The sequence below is a fragment of the Bradyrhizobium betae genome (assembly GCF_004123905.1).
Lineage (GTDB): Bacteria > Pseudomonadota > Alphaproteobacteria > Rhizobiales > Xanthobacteraceae > Bradyrhizobium > Bradyrhizobium betae_A.
Map to the genome: position 1 here is coordinate 161,745 of NZ_MZXW01000016.1, position 15,132 is coordinate 176,876.

At 63.5% G+C, this 15,132-nt stretch carries 13 protein-coding genes and 1 tRNA gene; 3 read left to right on the top strand and 11 right to left on the bottom strand.

What is annotated here, in order from left to right; all coding sequences use genetic code 11:
• The first annotated feature begins 164 nt into the window (after positions 1–164).
• Positions 165–240: transfer RNA gene (locus B5V03_RS10935), tRNA-Ala, on the top strand.
• A 73-nt stretch (positions 241–313) separates the two neighbouring features.
• Here B5V03_RS10935 and B5V03_RS10940 read toward each other — a convergent pair.
• The 7 genes from B5V03_RS10940 to B5V03_RS10970 form a co-directional block, all read right to left on the bottom strand.
• Positions 314–1,126 carry an enoyl-CoA hydratase gene (locus B5V03_RS10940; protein WP_129270008.1) on the bottom strand — a complete coding sequence of 271 codons (813 nt, stop codon included), beginning with the start codon at positions 1,124–1,126 and terminating at the stop codon, positions 314–316.
• Between the two features lie 126 nt (positions 1,127–1,252).
• A complete protein-coding gene (locus B5V03_RS10945) occupies positions 1,253–2,047 on the bottom strand; it encodes a glutamine amidotransferase (protein WP_129270010.1) in 795 nt (264 codons plus the stop codon).
• Positions 2,048–2,176: 129 nt separating this feature from the next.
• Complete coding sequence (locus tag B5V03_RS10950) at positions 2,177–2,956, bottom strand: SDR family NAD(P)-dependent oxidoreductase (RefSeq protein ID WP_129270012.1); 780 nt, start codon at positions 2,954–2,956, stop codon at positions 2,177–2,179.
• Between the two features lie 228 nt (positions 2,957–3,184).
• Positions 3,185–3,673, bottom strand: a complete 489-nt coding sequence (locus B5V03_RS10955; protein WP_129270014.1) for a TerB family tellurite resistance protein — start codon at positions 3,671–3,673, stop codon at positions 3,185–3,187.
• Positions 3,674–4,031: 358 nt separating this feature from the next.
• On the bottom strand, positions 4,032–5,441 hold the full coding sequence (locus B5V03_RS10960; RefSeq protein ID WP_129270016.1) for an adenylate/guanylate cyclase domain-containing protein: 1,410 nt from the start codon (positions 5,439–5,441) through the stop codon (positions 4,032–4,034).
• Positions 5,442–5,491: 50 nt separating this feature from the next.
• Positions 5,492–6,859 (bottom strand): cytochrome P450, encoded by a 1,368-nt coding sequence (locus B5V03_RS10965; protein ID WP_129270018.1) that lies wholly within the window; start codon positions 6,857–6,859, stop codon positions 5,492–5,494.
• A 34-nt stretch (positions 6,860–6,893) separates the two neighbouring features.
• Positions 6,894–8,264 carry a hydrolase gene (locus tag B5V03_RS10970; protein WP_129270020.1) on the bottom strand — a complete coding sequence of 457 codons (1,371 nt, stop codon included), beginning with the start codon at positions 8,262–8,264 and terminating at the stop codon, positions 6,894–6,896.
• Positions 8,265–8,414: 150 nt separating this feature from the next.
• On the opposite strand from B5V03_RS10970, the gene B5V03_RS10975 reads away from it, so the two are divergent.
• Positions 8,415–10,103 carry an MFS transporter gene (locus B5V03_RS10975; protein WP_129270022.1) on the top strand — a complete coding sequence of 563 codons (1,689 nt, stop codon included), beginning with the start codon at positions 8,415–8,417 and terminating at the stop codon, positions 10,101–10,103.
• A gap of 18 nt (positions 10,104–10,121) precedes the next feature.
• Here the strand turns inward: B5V03_RS10975 and B5V03_RS10980 are convergent, their stop codons facing one another.
• Entirely contained in the window at positions 10,122–10,337 is a 216-nt protein-coding gene (locus B5V03_RS10980) for a hypothetical protein (protein ID WP_129270024.1), read from the bottom strand.
• 182 nt (positions 10,338–10,519) lie between these two features.
• Complete coding sequence (locus tag B5V03_RS10985) at positions 10,520–10,840, bottom strand: hypothetical protein (protein WP_129270026.1); 321 nt, start codon at positions 10,838–10,840, stop codon at positions 10,520–10,522.
• A gap of 252 nt (positions 10,841–11,092) precedes the next feature.
• On the opposite strand from B5V03_RS10985, the gene B5V03_RS10990 reads away from it, so the two are divergent.
• A complete protein-coding gene (locus B5V03_RS10990) occupies positions 11,093–12,151 on the top strand; it encodes a polysaccharide deacetylase family protein (RefSeq protein WP_129270028.1) in 1,059 nt (352 codons plus the stop codon).
• Between the two features lie 70 nt (positions 12,152–12,221).
• Here B5V03_RS10990 and B5V03_RS10995 read toward each other — a convergent pair whose 3' ends face one another.
• Together B5V03_RS10995 and B5V03_RS11000 are read right to left on the bottom strand one after the other, a co-directional pair.
• Complete coding sequence (locus tag B5V03_RS10995) at positions 12,222–12,620, bottom strand: hypothetical protein (RefSeq protein ID WP_129270030.1); 399 nt, start codon at positions 12,618–12,620, stop codon at positions 12,222–12,224.
• A gap of 117 nt (positions 12,621–12,737) precedes the next feature.
• Entirely contained in the window at positions 12,738–15,080 is a 2,343-nt protein-coding gene (locus tag B5V03_RS11000) for a hypothetical protein (protein WP_129270032.1), read from the bottom strand.
• Positions 15,081–15,132 lie beyond the last annotated feature (52 nt).

Genomic DNA, 15,132 nt, shown 5'->3' on the forward strand with positions numbered 1-15,132 from the left:
GGCCGGGATTGACGCCTTTGCTAGATATCGGTTCCCCCCGACCCAAACAAGTGAAGTCCGTGCCCGGATGGCTAAAACCGGGTTACAGCCGTCCTTGACTTGACCTTTCCGGGGACTTAAATGGCGCCCGGTTGTCGGCCGCGTTTACCAGAGCGGCCAGCAAAGGGGCCATAGCTCAGCTGGGAGAGCGCGTCGTTCGCAATGACGAGGTCGGCGGTTCGATCCCGCCTGGCTCCACCAGCCTTCGCGTAGCGAAGGCTGTCCTGCCATAGCCCGAAGGGCGACGGCGGACTTCTTTTCTCTCCCTCAGCCCCTACCTCCCCGTAAACCTTGGCGGCCGCTTCTCCATGAAGCTCGCAACCCCCTCCCGGAAATCACTCCCGTTCAACGCCACCATCATCTCCCGGTTGGCCTCGATCGTCGCCTCGGCCAGCGTCTGGAACGGAACCTCGTAAAGCTGCCGCTTGATCACGGCCATCGCGCTCGGAGAAACCATGTCCGCGAGGTCGCGCGCATAGGCATAGGTCTCCTCGCGCAGTTTCTCGGGCGAACAGAGCCGATTGACCAATCCGATCCGCAACGCCTCCTCGCTCGACACGCGCCGGGCCGAGAGCAAGAGATCCATCGCATTGGCATGACCGACGATATGCGGCAGCATCCAGGACATGCCATGTTCGGCGATCAGGCCGCGCCGCGCGAAAGCTGTCGTGAAGACGGTGTTGTCGGCGGCAAAGCGCAGGTCGCAATAGAGTGCGTGGACGAGGCCGATGCCGGCGGTCGCCCCGTTGAGCATCGCGATCACGGGCTTTCCAATCGACGGATAGAAGCCGTAGCGCGTCTGCCAGTCCGGGCGGCGGTTCATGTCGAAGGGCGGCAAATGCGATGCGCGCCTGACGTCGTTGGGATCGAGTCCTTTCAGCGCATCCATATCGGCACCGGCGCAGAAGGCGCGGCCGGCGCCTGTGAGCACGATGACGCGGACATTGTCATCGTTGCTCGATGCTTCCATCGCGTGGCGCACATCGCGCTCCATGATCGGCGTCCACGCATTCATGCGATCCGGGCGATTGAGCGTGATGGTCGCGACCTTGTCGCTGACGTCATAGAGAATGTGTTCATAGGCCACAGCGCTCTCCCTTTGTTTGCCGGCACGCGTTCGCGCGCGCTCGTTGGCAGCGAGCCTAGCATATTCAGGGATGAGGCAAGGACTTGCGCCAAGGATCTGCGCCAAAGGACCTGCGCGAAGGCGCGATTACTCGGCGGCTTGCGCCAGCACCGGCCGGTGCGCCAGCCAGCCGTCGATGAAATGATCAAGCCAAGCGCGTTCCGCCGCATCGTAGACGGCGCGATCCGCAAAATGATGATGCCGCTCGCGCGCGCCGGGCGCGCTGAGGCCGTCATAGCCGCGCGTGGTCCAGCAATGCATCATCGCGTAGGTCACATCAGGGTGAAATTGCAGGCCGAAAGCATTGCCCGTGCGGAACGCCTGGTTCGGAAAGTCATCGCCTTCCGCAAGCAATTCAGCACCTCGCGGCAGCTCAAATCCCTCGCGATGCCAGTGATAGACCTGCGCCGGCCAATCCGGGCAGAGCGCGTGTCCCGCAGCGGTCGGGCGAATCGGGTAGTAGCCGATCTGGGTCAGCGCCTGCGCATGCGGCGCGACACGCGCGCCGAGCTGCATCGCGAGCATCTGCGCCCCCAGGCAGATGCCGAGGAACGGCCGCTGTTCGCGGAGCGGAATTTCGATCCAGTCGATCTCGCGGCGGATGTAGTCGTCGGAATCATTGGCGCTCATCGGGCCGCCGAAGACCACGGCACCGGCGTGCCGGTCGAGCGTCTCGGGCAGGGGATCACCGAAGCGGGGACGGCGGATGTCGAGACGATGGCCGAGCGCGCGCAGTGCATTGCCGACGCGGCCGGGCGTCGAGGATTCCTGATGCAGGACGATCAGAACCGGCAACCGGGTTTCGGAGGCGGGGGCGCTCGGCGTCCTTCTGGGGAAGGGCACCACTTCTGCGCCACCAAACCTGTTCGTCCGAAACGACATGGCCTCTGCGAGTGCTATCGGTTCAAGCCGCCAGCGTAGCTAAGCGCTGGTTAACATCGCGTGAGTTTGCGCACACACGCGCCGATATAGAAGCAAGCTCCGGGCCACTACGGAGGCTTCGATCGTTCTTTACTGCCGCTGCCGCTGGAATCGGCTGGTGGCGGACAGGATGAAGCCGCGCGGGAAGAAACGCAGCGCGAACGGCACAATCTTGATGCCGAGGCCGGGCAGCACTGCCCGTTTGTTGGCCATCAGGCCGCGATAGCCCTCTCGTGCAACGTCGGCGGCAGAGACGTTGAGAATGGCCGTATCGTGCCCGGATCCAACGCGGGCCCGCGCCTGGAATTCGGTGGGCACGGGGCCCGGGCAAAGGACGGTGACGCGAACACCGCGCGGCGCGAGCTCCGCCCGCAACGCTTCGGTGAAGGAGATCACATAGGCCTTGGAGGCGTAGTAGACGGCCATGCCGGGGCCGGGCAGAAAGCCGGCGACCGATCCGACATTGAGAAGGCCGCCCTTGTTCCTGATGAGCTGATCGGCAAAGCGCAGCGACAGATCGGTCAGAGCCCGGACGTTGACATCCACGATGCCGACTTGCTCGCAGCGGTCGCGCTCGATGGCGTCGCCGAACACACCGAAGCCGGCATTGTTGACGAGATTGTCGAGCTCGACGCCTTCGGCCGCGAGTGCGGCGGCGATCTTGTCGCCGGCATCTAGCTCCTGGAGATCGCAAGCGATCACGATCGGCTTCTTGCCGCCCTTGGCGGCGAGCTCGTTCGCGAGCGCCTCAAGACGATCCGCCCGCCGCGCCGTCAGCGCGAGACGATGCCCGTTGGCGGCGAACACACGCGCCAGCTCCGTGCCGATGCCCGCCGACGCACCGGTGATCAACGTTACCCGCTCAGTCACGATAGCAGTCTCTTGAATTGAAGTTTTTTGGCCCCGCAATGGCGGAACGAGAGCATAGGCCGTGCGCGACAGGCAAGCGGCGCTGGCGGCATGGCGGCCTGAGCGCGCGACAGGGAGAGCAGGAAGCCCCTGGATTTACGGGCGAATTCGAAAACCAGCCGGCCGGGACTTACATTAAAGTTTCGTCATGTGGCCGGTACAACCGGCAATTGGCCATCTCAGAGCAGCTCAGCCGCCGATGGCGCTGTCCTTGACCTGACCGCCAGCACGGTCCGCGACCGCATGCTTCAGGTCGATCCGGTCGCGCTGGGCAATCCCGAGCAGGTCGGAGGCGCGCCAGACGACATTGTCCTCGAACTCGGAGACCTGGCCATCGGCATAGACCAGCTCCCACATCATCTGGACGATGCGTTTGCGCCCCGCTTCGTCGAGCGAGCGCATGATGACGCTGGTGAAATGGTAGAGATCGACCGCATCGCCCTCGACCTGGGTCGCATCCGCGATCAAGCGATCGGCGGTGCCGCGATCGAGCCCGAAATGGCTTTCGATCAGGCTGTGCAGCTTGCGTTGCTCGGCCGCGGTCGGCTCACCGTCCAGCGAGATCACGTGGACCAACAACGCGGTCGCCGCCAGCCGGTAATCGCTATCGCCGAATGCACGATCCCCGGCATGGGGAGCAACAATGTCGGCGATGAATTGGCGCAGGCCGTCGAGCATAGGATCCTACCGAGATCGATGACGCCGCGGGGGCGCGGCTGTTACCAGCATTATATGAGCGGGAAACTCAACCGGCGCAACGTGCGTCAGTTCCGCGCGCGTATTACGTTTCGGCAATCTGGAGGCGGTGGTTAGGCGTCATGGCCGGGCTTGTCCCGACCATCCACGCACGGCGCGAAGAACGTGGTGCCCGGGACAAGCCCAGGCACGACAGCGGAGAGTGTAACGCGCATCCGCATCCACGCCGTCATTGCGAGGAGCTCTTGCGACGAAGCAATCCAGACTGTCTCCGCGGAAAGACTCTGGATTGCTTCGCTTCGCTCGCAATGACGGAGAGTGTGGCGGACTTGGGAAGCCGTCACGGAATCTCGTACACCACCATCTTGTCGGCGATGCCGCGCAATGCGGCTTGTTTCTGGATCGGCCTGATTTCGCGCTGCTTCAGCACTTCCGCCACAGCGGGCGCATCGAGCACAGGACCGGTGATGTGGATCTCCTGCGCGGTCGAAAGACTCTGCACGCGGGCCGCGATGTTGACGGTCTGGCCGAAATAATCCTGCCGCTCGTTCAGCATCACCGCAAGACACGGCCCTTCGTGGATGCCGATCTTGACGATGAGATCGGCTGTCTCGCGCTTCTTGTTGAGCTCCTCCATCGCCGAGCGCATCCGCAAGCCCGCGACGATCGCGTGCTCGGGACGGATGAAAGTCGCCATCACGGCATCGCCGATGGTCTTCACCACCGCGCCTTTCTCGGACGAGATGATCTCGAGCAACGCATGGAAATGCGCGCGCACGAGATCGAACGCGGCGAGATCACCGACCCGCTCGTAGAGCGCCGTCGACCCCTTCAGATCGGTGAACAGGAAGGTCAGCGAGGTGATCTGGAGCCGCTGGTCGAGGCTGAGATTGTCTGCCTTGAAGACATCGCGAAAGGTCTGGTTCGACAGCATCCGCTTGGCGGTGAGGAACGGCTTGCGCTGGCCGATCAGGTGGTGAAGCGCCTCGGCCGCGATGAACACCGACGGCAGCACGCGCACGCCGGCCTGGTTCTCCAGCGACAGCCGCAGCGGGCCCGGCCGCATGGTCGTGGTCCCCGTCGGCGCCTGCACCCTGTTGTACATGATGGCGAGCTGCTGGCGGTCTTTGGTCGGCTCGCCCTGGACGTCGATGAAATGGGCCGCGTGCGTCACCGGCTCGAAGATGATGATGAAGTCGTTCGGCAGTTGCAGCGACATGGTCGCCTTCTCGCCGGCCGGCAGCTCCATCGTGTCCAGCGTCACCTCGTTGGCCAGGGTCGCAAACGATTCCTTGTTGAAGTCGACGCCGGAGCTCCAGAACACCTGCTTGAAATACTCCCACACCGGAAGCGTGTCGGGGTCGTGCGCCGCGATGCGTCGCACACGCGGGTTCACGGTGAAGGAGACTTCGACCTGATCGTCGACGGAGGCCTTGTAGCCGCAGGCGCAGAGCGCGCAGTGATAATCGTCCGGCTTGAGCGCCTTCAGCGTCGAGTGGGCGCCAAGCACGCCACCGCAGCCCGGGCACAGCACGTTCCAGCCGAGATCGAACAGCCCGAGTCGCGCCGCATGCAGGAAGGCGGAAATGGCATGCTCCTCGTCCACCCCATGCTGCTTGGCGAAGTCGAGAACATTGACGCGGTTGAGCTCGTGATCTTCACCGTCCTCAATCAGGCGAGTGATCTCGTCGACCACTTTCGCATCGGCGGTCTGCTTCAGAACGGAAAACTGGGCCTGGATGTCGCTCATGGCGTAACTCTATCTGTGTTGGATCACGCCATCGGCCAGACGAACGTCTGTCACCGACGTGTGATGCTGAAGAGGGGTGAGCGGTCCGGCTGGGTCGTGACCACACCGTGCGGGATCACGGGAACCCTGTCGGCAAGCTCGACACGGAATGCGCCGATCAGCCGGGCCAGCGCCAGCACGGATTCGGCTTGCGCGAACGGCGCACCGACGCAGACGCGCGGGCCCGCGCCGAACGGCAAATAAGCGAAACGGTCGGGTGCCTCTTTCGACATGAATCGCTTTGGAATGAACGCGTTCGGCTGATCCCACAGCTTCTCGTGCCGGTGCAGCAGCCATGGCGCGATCATGATGATGTCGCCCTTGCCGATCTCTATTCCGGCCGCATTGTCCTTCTCGCGCGCGGCGCGCGCGACCAGGAAGGCGGGCGGATAGAGCCGCATGGTCTCGTCCATCACCGCGCGGGTGAACTTCTGCCGATCGATGTCCGCCATGCTGTCGAGATGTTCGCCGCGGGTCTCGGACGCCACCTCCTCCTGCGTGTCGGGATCAAGCGCGAGCAGATAGAGCGCCCAGAACAGTGCGGTCGCGGTCGTCTCATGACCGGCAAGGATCATGGTCGCGACTTCGTCGACAAGCTGCTCGTCGGAAAAGCCCTTGCCGGTTTCAGGATCGCGCGCCTCGTCCATGAGGTCGAACAGATCGCGCGGCGGCGCGCCGTCCTTCTTGCCCATCTTGCGCCGCTCGGCGATCAGCGTCGCCACGAATTCGGTCCAGCGCTTGCGGAAACGGGCGCGAGCCCGATCCATCGGGGTCGGCCAGGACACCGGCAGCAGCATGTCGAGGAGATACGGCCGTCCCAGCCGCTCACCATACTCCATGACGAAATTGCGCAAGGTCGCCCCGTGCCTATCCATGCCGAACGAGAACATCGTGCGCCCGGCGATCTCCAGCGTCATGCGCTGCATGATCTCGCGCAGATCGACCGGCGCGCCGGTCTGCGTGTCAAGCTTCGCAATCGTCTCGTCAAGCACCGCCGTCATGTGCGGGACGAGGTTCGCGGTCGCGCGCGGCGTGAAGGCCGGCGCGAGCGTGCGGCGCTGAAACGTCCAGGAATGGCCTTCCGCGATCAGAAGACCTTCGCCAAGCACGGGACGCAACATGCGGATGCCCGCCGGCGTGCGCGAATAATTCTCGTAATTGCTGAGCAGGACATGCCGGATCGCATCCGGGCGGTTCAGGATAAAACTGTTGCGGAGGAAGAAGCGGCCCTTGATGACGTCTTCCTCATAGGCACGCTGCCCCCAGGTTGCGATCATGTTCTGCCTGATCACCGCGATCCGGCCGAAGAACGACATGTCGTCGGGCGCACGCGGCGGCGTCGGAGGGATGATGGGCCGACGCACGCTGGCGATATTCATGGCTCTCTCCCGCAGATGGGACGCAGGCAAATAGCTAATAAGTCAGCTCGGCAACCGCAATCCTGTTCTCGGCGGCAGGCCAGAGGCGTGCCACAATTCGTTCTTCGCCAAATTGGGCCACGATGTTACGCCCGACCTCGCCGATTGGAAGCCGCAAGGTTGCTGCCGAATCCGTGGGCACGCCCGGCTTGACGTCATCAGGCTCCTTGCCGGCGAACAGCACGACGTCCCGCGGCAGGCCGAAATAACCCCGTGGCCGCGACATGATCACGACGGCGCCGGCATCCTTGTCGGCCGGTCCGAGCGGGCGGGCGGCGCGCAAATGCACGACGTCGGACGAGCGCGGGAAGGGCGAGCGGTAAATGTGAGTCGTCGGCGCATCCGGCGACGCGAGGGCAAATTCGAGCGACCAGGCGGGATCGACCTGCGCCGGCCCCCAGCGACCATCGGCGCCGGTCTTCGCGTTATGCACGGCACCGCCCTTGCGCTCGCCGGTATCAGGATCGACGCGGAATATCTCGACGGTTGCACCCGCAACCGGGCGATTGGTCGAGACGCCGCCGGGCGTGCCCGTGACGAGGCCACTCAGCCTGACGCTCTGCTCCGGAACGATCGCGATGCGCGATGGCTCACGTCCGACAATGAATTTGTAGATCTCGCGGAAGGCACGCGGATGGAACGCCACCTCGCGATGGTCGAGCGCGCCGAGCACGAGATTGGTGGCGCCCGTCAGCTCCGGCCCTTCGACCGTGACGCCGGTCGGCGTACCGGGCTTGCCGATGAAACGGCCGTCGGCTTGTGCATATTTGTCCATGCCGTCGCTGCGAAGCGTGAGGAAGGCCGTGCCCGGTGTCACCTCGCTCTCGCCCTCGTTCAGGCCACGCAGGAAACTGCCGCGGCCGTTGAACTCGTTGTTCGGCTGGTCATCCGTCGCGAACACGCCGTGATTGGGTGTGCCGCACAGCACGGCGTGGCTGACATCGCCGGCCCCGCCATTTTTGATGACATTGCGGATCGCATAGCCGCCGCGCGAGCTGCCAACCAACGCCACGCGCGCCGCACCGGTCCGGCGCTTCAGTTCGGCGATGGCAGCAGCGAGCTCGCGGCGCTGGTCCTCGGTCGAGGAGCGGCTGGCTTGCTCGACCTTGTCGTCGCTCCGCGCATTGGGATCGGTGAAATTGATCGCCATCATGCGATCACGGGCGATGCCGTTGGACTCCATCCGCCACATCGTGGTCATCCAGAGCGCATCGTAGTCGCCATTGCCATGGACAAACAGGATCGGCGGCACCTCGCTTGGCGCGGCGGCGGGTGTGGTCTGGGCCAACGCGCCGGTCCGCAAGCTCGCAACTGCGAAAGGCAAGCTGCCCGCCCCCAGCAGGATCGTCCGTCGCGACAGCCTCATCTGTTCCTCCCCGGCAAAACTAGCGTCTTTGCACCGCTTATAGCGGCCTAACCACTGGACAGCGAAGGACTTTCGCGGGCATCACTGATCTTGCCGGAATCACCCAAGACCACTCCAAGATCACTTCTGCCAGCCCATTTGGAAGGGGATATGACCGAGCAGCCGAACCGTCAGAAATTCGCCGGCGACGGCATCACCGCCCCCCTGCGGTACACCGTATTCCGGCGTATCTGGCTCGCCAGCCTGCTCTCCAATCTCGGCCTGTTGATCCAGGGCGTTGGCGCGGCCTGGGCGATGACGCAGATGGCGGCCTCGGCGGACAAGGTGGCGCTGGTGCAGACCGCCTTGATGCTGCCGATCATGCTGATCTCGATGCCGGCCGGCGCCATTGCCGACATGTATGACCGCCGCATCGTCACCCTGGTCTCGCTCGCGATCGCGCTGACCGGCGCGACGGCGCTGACGGTGCTGGCCTGGCTCAAGCTGATCACACCGGAATTGCTGCTCGCCTTCTGCTTCGTGGTGGGCAGCGGCAACGCGCTGTTCGGCCCAGCCTGGCAGTCTTCGGTCAGCGAGCAGGTGCCGCCCGATGCACTGCCGTCGGCCGTCGCGCTGAACGGCATCAGCTACAACATCGCGCGCAGCTTCGGCCCTGCGGTCGGCGGCGTCATCGTCGCATCGCTCGGCGCGGTGGCGGCCTTTGCCTGCAATGCGATCCTCTATCTGCCGCTGCTGATGGTGCTGCTGCTCTGGCGGCGCAATACCGAGCCCTCGCGGCTGCCGCGCGAAAAACTCAACCGCGCCATGGTCTCGGGCTTCCGCTACATCACCAATTCGCCGCCGATCAAGATCGTGCTGCTGCGCACATTGGTGATGGGCCTGTGCGGCGGCGCCATCATGGCGCTGATGCCGCTGGTGGCGCGCGATCTGCTGCATGGCGGCGCGCAGACCTACGGCATCATGCTCGGCGCCTTCGGCATGGGTGCTGTCGTCGGCGCGCTCAACATCCACGAACTGCGCAAGCGCATGAGCGGCGAGGCCGCGATCCGCGCCTGCACCATCTCGATGGCATTCGCGATGGCGGCGCTCGCCGTGAGCAGCGAACCGGTGCTGACTGCGGCTGCGCTGGTGCTCGCCGGCGCGGTCTGGATGGCGGCGGTGGCGCTGTTCAATATCGGCGTGCAGCTCTCGGCGCCGCGCTGGGTCGCGGGCCGCTCGCTCGCGGCGTTCCAGGCCTCGATATCAGGCGGCATCGCGATCGGCGCCTGGGGCTGGGGCCATCTCACCGACTATGCCGGCGTCAAGGTCGCGCTGCTGACGGCGGCCGGCCTGATGCTGGTCTCGCCGCTGGTGGGGTTCTGGCTTACCATGCCGCGCGTCGGCGCGCGCAACGAGGACGCCGACGTGCTCGCCGATCCCGAGGTGAAGCTGTCGATCACCGGGCGCAGTGGTCCCTTGGTGGTCGAGATCGAATACCGGGTCGCCCAGGAGAACGCGCGTGCGTTCCACAACGTGATGCAGGACGTGCAGCTCTCCCGGCAGCGCAACGGCGCTTACGGCTGGTCGATTGCGCGCGACATCGCCGACCCCGAATTGTGGACCGAGCGCTATCACTGCCCAACCTGGTTCGACTATCTGCGTCAGCGCAACCGTTCGACCCAGTCCGAGCGCGCGCTGCATCAGCAGGCGATCGATTTTCACATCGGCCCCGATCCGGTGCGGATCCGCCGCATGCTGGAGCGTCCGTTCGGCTCGGTACGGTGGAAAGAAGAGACGCCGGACCGTGCGAGTGCAGAGGTGTTGCCGGTGGTCGCGACCGCGGCGGGCAGCAGCACGTAGGTCTTGCTTCGCCGCGTCCTACTGCCCGTGTTCAGTCAGCACCTTGTCGCAGCCCTTGCTCAGTTTGCTGCGGTTCTGCTTGAGGCAGGCGAGCACCGCACCATCGCCATTGTTCATCACCGGGCGGCAGAAGCGCGTGACATCGCGTGCGCAAGCATCGTGACCGGGCTGCTGTTGCGCGGATGCGCTGGACGCGCACAGAATCAAAGAAACAATGAAAAGAAATCTGGTCATCGCGTAATGCCTCTTACCCGGAAGAACATGCGGGCGAAGCTAGTGCGACGATCCCTGAGCCGCAACGGCTTTATTGGCAGGCTGGATGGCACCACCGCGTGGCCCCGGCGTGACGCCGGGGCACATCGCGAGGGGAGCTAACCGACGCAACGATCTCGAGCTGCGCGCTTACTGGCGGTCTCTTACTGGTCCTGGGCGTCAGCGACCTTGCGCGACGCGCCCTTGGCGAGGTCCTTGTCCATCACCGCGCGGCAGCCGGCGCTCAGATCGGAGCGATGCTTCATCATGCACGCCGTGATCTTCGGGATGTTGGGGATTTCCGACGAGCAGAGGCGGAAGGCGTCGCCAGTGCACTGCTGCTGCGCTTCGGACGAGAAGGCGAAGCTCGAGGTCGTCGAAACGATCGAGACGATGGTGGCAAAGCCGAGGGCCAGGCTGGTGTCGCGGATCTTGCTCGTCAGGGACTTGGCAGAGAAGGACTTGGCAGTAAACGACTTGGTCATTTGAAGCTCCCAGTGGCGCCGCCGTGGCGGACCCGTTGTTGATGGGAACTACGATGCTCCAGCAAAACAGTTTCCACTGTGATGACGGTCACGGGCCGCACCCCAACTGTGACATCGGTCACGTTGGCGCACCTCGCTGAAAATCCGACGCAAACGCTGTCGTGTTGGTGTCACGTTAACTGTTCCTTCGCATTAATGGCTCGTCGCGCGGGGAATTCCGCTGGTTTGGTTGCATAATTGGAAAGAGTAGCGATGCGTAATGCGTTGGGCCTCATGCTGGCCAGTGTCCTTGCGGCGGTCGTAATCGCCGCCGGCGGTTGGTTTTATTATTCCTCGCGCGCCGATCAGGGCGCTCCCAAGACAGTCGCCGCCCGTGCCGCCGATCCATTGCCGGCACAGGCCAAGCTCGCCGCCAAGGATGACGTCGAGACCACCGCGGCGATCGCCGGCAAGCCGGCAGCACTTGCTCAGGCGGCACCTCCGCCCACTCCGGCCATGCCGGTTCAGCAGAAGCAGGCCTGCGCCAATCCGAATGCGCTCGGCGTCTCCCGCGTGGTCGAGATCGACACGACAGGCGGCCCCGGCTTCGGCTTCGATCATTTCAAGCAGTTCGACTTCCTGACCGACAAGGAAGTCGTGCTGACCTTCGATGACGGTCCCTGGCCGGTGAACACGCCCGCAGTGCTGAAGGCTCTCGCGGATGAATGCACCAAGGGCCTGTTCTTCTCGGTCGGCAAGCATGCGACCTATCATCCGGAAATCCTGCGCCAGGTGCTGGCCCAGGGCCACACGGTCGGCACGCATACCTGGTCGCACGTCAACCTGAACGGCAAGAAGATGACGGAGCAAATGGCCAAGGACGAGGTCGAAAAGGGTATCAGCGCGGTGAAATACGCGCTCGGCACCAACCCGGCACCGTTCTTCCGCTTCCCGCAGCTCCAGCACAATCCGGCGATCGTGAGCTATTTCGGCACCCGCAACGTCGCGATGTTCTCGACCGACATCGACTCCTTCGACTTCAGGAAAGGTGCCACGCCGGAGAAGATCATCGAGACCGTGATGACCAGGCTCGACAAGCTCGGCAAGGGCATCATCCTGATGCACGACTTCCAGAAGCATACCGGCGAAGCCATGCCGGCGTTGCTCGCGCGGCTGAAGGCCGGCGGCTACAAGGTCGTGCAGATGAAGGCCAAGACGACCCTCCAGTCACTGCCGGAGTATGACGAGGCGGTGATGAAGGATCTGAAGGTGCCGACCGCAAGCACGACCACGCGTCCGATCTCAAGCGTGGTGCAGACGGTTTCGCAGTAAGCGACCGCGCTTCAATACGCGCATGGCCGGGCTTTCGCCCGGCCATTTGCTTTTTGGGGGAAGCTGCGACTTACCAATAGATCCCGTGGCGATGCAGCTCGCTGATGATGCGGCGCTCGGTCCAGGCGTGCTTGGACTTCGGCTTGCTGGCCTTTGCGGTTGTCTTTGGCGCAGGCTGAGTTGCGGTCGGTGCTGAAGCCGTCGTGGTCACGGCAGGAGCAGTCGCTGCAGCGGGCGCAGGGGCGGCGGCGGGAGCCGGAGGAGCCGGGATTGCCGGCGGGCGATCGACATATTTCGGAGCCTCGACGGCTGGTGCGACTTCGCTGATTTGCGTCGCCGGGGCCGCGGTCGTGATGATTTGCGAAGCGGAGCTGTGGTCCGTCGCCGCGGACATCGACAGGCTGCGGTCGCCTGCCTGGGCAGATGCGGAAACCAGGACCATGGCGGCAACCAGAATGATCTTGCGCATGTGAAATCTCCCCGTGTTTGCGTGACCGGGACATTACGGGAGGTCCGCGCGACGTTATGTGATCGAAATCACGCAAGTCGCGAATGTTCTGCCAACCTGGCCGTTTCCGTCGATTCATTATCGGCGCAGGCTCAATTCCCTGATCGCGAAGCCGAGCTCACGCGGGTCGCCGGGGAAATGAGTCGCAGCATTGGTCTCGATTTCGAGCCGAAGCGTCTCGTCGCCCGCGAATTCGTCCAATGATCGCGACAGCAACGATTGAGGCGGAGATCCCGCGAATATCTCCTTGCCGTTGATGCGTATGCCGATCCGATCTCCCGACACAGGCATTGGCCAAATCCGGAATTGCAGTGTTCGTGCTGGAGACGGCCTGTTGGGAAATTCGAACGTTGCTTTCGGACCAGCCCACTGAAGATCGCCACCTGGTGTCGTTTCGAGTCCGTACAGCCCCGTCGTTTTGATGCCTGACGGAGTTTTTGTTCCGAATTCGAGGTTGTCTCGACGCCCATTGAGAAAATCTCGCGCGGTATGCTCCATTGCGAGATCGACGAGTTTTCTTCCATCGCCCGACGACAGCCGATCGGCCGCCGCGAGGCAATCGAATTGCTCCCACCCGGACGGGAAATGGTGCTGGCCCGATTTGCTGGACCAACTCATCGTCTTCGGAGCGGCCCAGGGAATCCCGGTTTCAACAGCGATGCGCCGCAGCAGATTGTCCATCATCGGATTGGACGTCTCGATCACGAGGCCCTTGCAGGTCCTGATCTCCGAGCTGATGCGCTGATAGTCCCAGTCGAGCGCCGCCTTCTGCATTTCCACGTGCGCCGAGGCGGTCGGGAGCCCGGGCAATGCATGACCGGCGACGAGGAATGGCCGCGCCAGGCCAAGGCACAGATGACACAGAATGACGAGACTGCTCGTGATGACGCCTGTCGGATTCTTGGGCCCTGTCAGGAGTGGAGAGACCAGGAGCGTAAACAGCATCGGCGCGGCCATGGCCAAGCCTTTGCCGGCAGCCCAGCCGTGGCCGGTAGCCAATATTCCGAGCGGGACGAGGCAGCCCACGATGCTGCCAAGGAGGAAACGTGTCCTGGGCATCTCCGGCTCATTGCGCCAAGCCCACAGGATCGCCGCGGCGATATTCATCAGCAGCATGCCGACGAAACCGTACAGCACAAGCTTCCAGACGACAGCGAGCACGACTGGCCAGCCGGATGTCGGCAGAAGTTCAAAGAGACCGAGCGCCGCGACTGTCGCCTCTACCGGCCATGAAAAACAGGCGTCAAGCAAATGGCCCGGACTGCTCGCGTGACCGCCGATGACATCGAGATAGGACTCTTCGCGGCCGAACAGATAGCGCTGGAAATAATTCCACCAATCGGGCGTTTCGCCGGCAGCCTGGCTTAGAACTCTTACGACATACGCTCCAGTTCCCGACCACAACGGAACGCACAAGAGCAGGCCGGCGGCAATGCCGCCGCTGATCCCCACGGCGGCAACAGGGACAGCCTGCCACGAATCGCGAAAGCGAAGTGCGAAGACGACTGCGATGCCGATCGCCGGCCCGTAGACGGTAAGTGGCTCCGGATACAGAAAGAAGATACCGGCGATCAGGGCCGCGAATATCGCGATCATCCGCCAGACTGCTGCTCCGCCAGTACCGAAGCGATCCTTATCGAGAGCAAGAACAGCGAAGCCGAACAACAGCAGGAAGAGTGGCTGTCCCGCCAGCTGCGACATTGCATTGATATCGAAAATATACTGCTCGAAGAATCCGATCGTGAGCGCGGTTGCGCATATCGCGGCCATCCATCGTCCTAACGCCAAAACGTTGGTGAAGACGAACAGTGCTGCGAAGAGCATATTGAGCTGCAGCGCGACCATATATGGATAAGCGCAATCAACGGCACTCCCGCTCGTCAGAGCCGCAATTGCGCCAAGCATCATCGAAACTGCGCCGCGCCAATCGACGAACCACAGGGCCATCGGGAAGATTGGATCCGGCAGGTCCGCATTGGATCGGACCACCAGATGGGTGTAGTCGACAGCTCGATAAGCGACCGCCGAGCCGACGTAAAGCATGTGGTCGTAGACGTTGCCTTGGAAAACTCTGAAGCGATATCCGCCGACCCAGGCCGGCGCTAGGCAGATGATGACGATGAGAGCGATGGCCGACGCAACAATCACGGTCATTCGGCGAGGGATCGCGAGCGGACGGCCCGCCAGCAGTGCTGCCGCGAGCGCAAGGCCACCTATCGGGAGAATCGCCATGGTGGTCCACGGCGCGAGAATGCCGTGAACGTAAAATACGGCCGTCGCTGCGGCCAGCAGGCCGAGGCCTAGGGGAGGCGCGAGCGCCCATCGAACTAAAAACCGATGCGATGGCAGAAGCAGCGAGAACGGCAGGCCGATGCAGCCGAAGGCCAGCATCGCAACGACAGCGACGAGGATGTCATGCATCGTCGTAAACCTGCCGGGAAGACTCCGTCGTCCCGGCGCTATTCTCCGTCCC

Bases quoted from the DNA above. Each gene is read 5' to 3' on its own strand.
- B5V03_RS10945 (WP_129270010.1), bottom strand. From the start codon at position 2,047: ATGTCGTTTCGGACGAACAGGTTTGGTGGCGCAGAAGTGGTGCCCTTC.
- B5V03_RS10955 (WP_129270014.1), bottom strand. From the start codon at position 3,673: ATGCTCGACGGCCTGCGCCAATTCATCGCCGACATTGTTGCTCCCCAT.
- B5V03_RS10960 (WP_129270016.1), bottom strand. From the start codon at position 5,441: ATGAGCGACATCCAGGCCCAGTTTTCCGTTCTGAAGCAGACCGCCGAT.
- B5V03_RS10965 (WP_129270018.1), bottom strand. From the start codon at position 6,859: ATGAATATCGCCAGCGTGCGTCGGCCCATCATCCCTCCGACGCCGCCG.
- B5V03_RS10970 (WP_129270020.1), bottom strand. From the start codon at position 8,264: ATGAGGCTGTCGCGACGGACGATCCTGCTGGGGGCGGGCAGCTTGCCT.
- B5V03_RS10975 (WP_129270022.1), top strand. From the start codon at position 8,415: ATGACCGAGCAGCCGAACCGTCAGAAATTCGCCGGCGACGGCATCACC.
- B5V03_RS10980 (WP_129270024.1), bottom strand. From the start codon at position 10,337: ATGACCAGATTTCTTTTCATTGTTTCTTTGATTCTGTGCGCGTCCAGC.
- B5V03_RS10985 (WP_129270026.1), bottom strand. From the start codon at position 10,840: ATGACCAAGTCGTTTACTGCCAAGTCCTTCTCTGCCAAGTCCCTGACG.
- B5V03_RS10990 (WP_129270028.1), top strand. From the start codon at position 11,093: ATGCGTAATGCGTTGGGCCTCATGCTGGCCAGTGTCCTTGCGGCGGTC.
- B5V03_RS10995 (WP_129270030.1), bottom strand. From the start codon at position 12,620: ATGCGCAAGATCATTCTGGTTGCCGCCATGGTCCTGGTTTCCGCATCT.
- B5V03_RS11000 (WP_129270032.1), bottom strand. From the start codon at position 15,080: ATGCATGACATCCTCGTCGCTGTCGTTGCGATGCTGGCCTTCGGCTGC.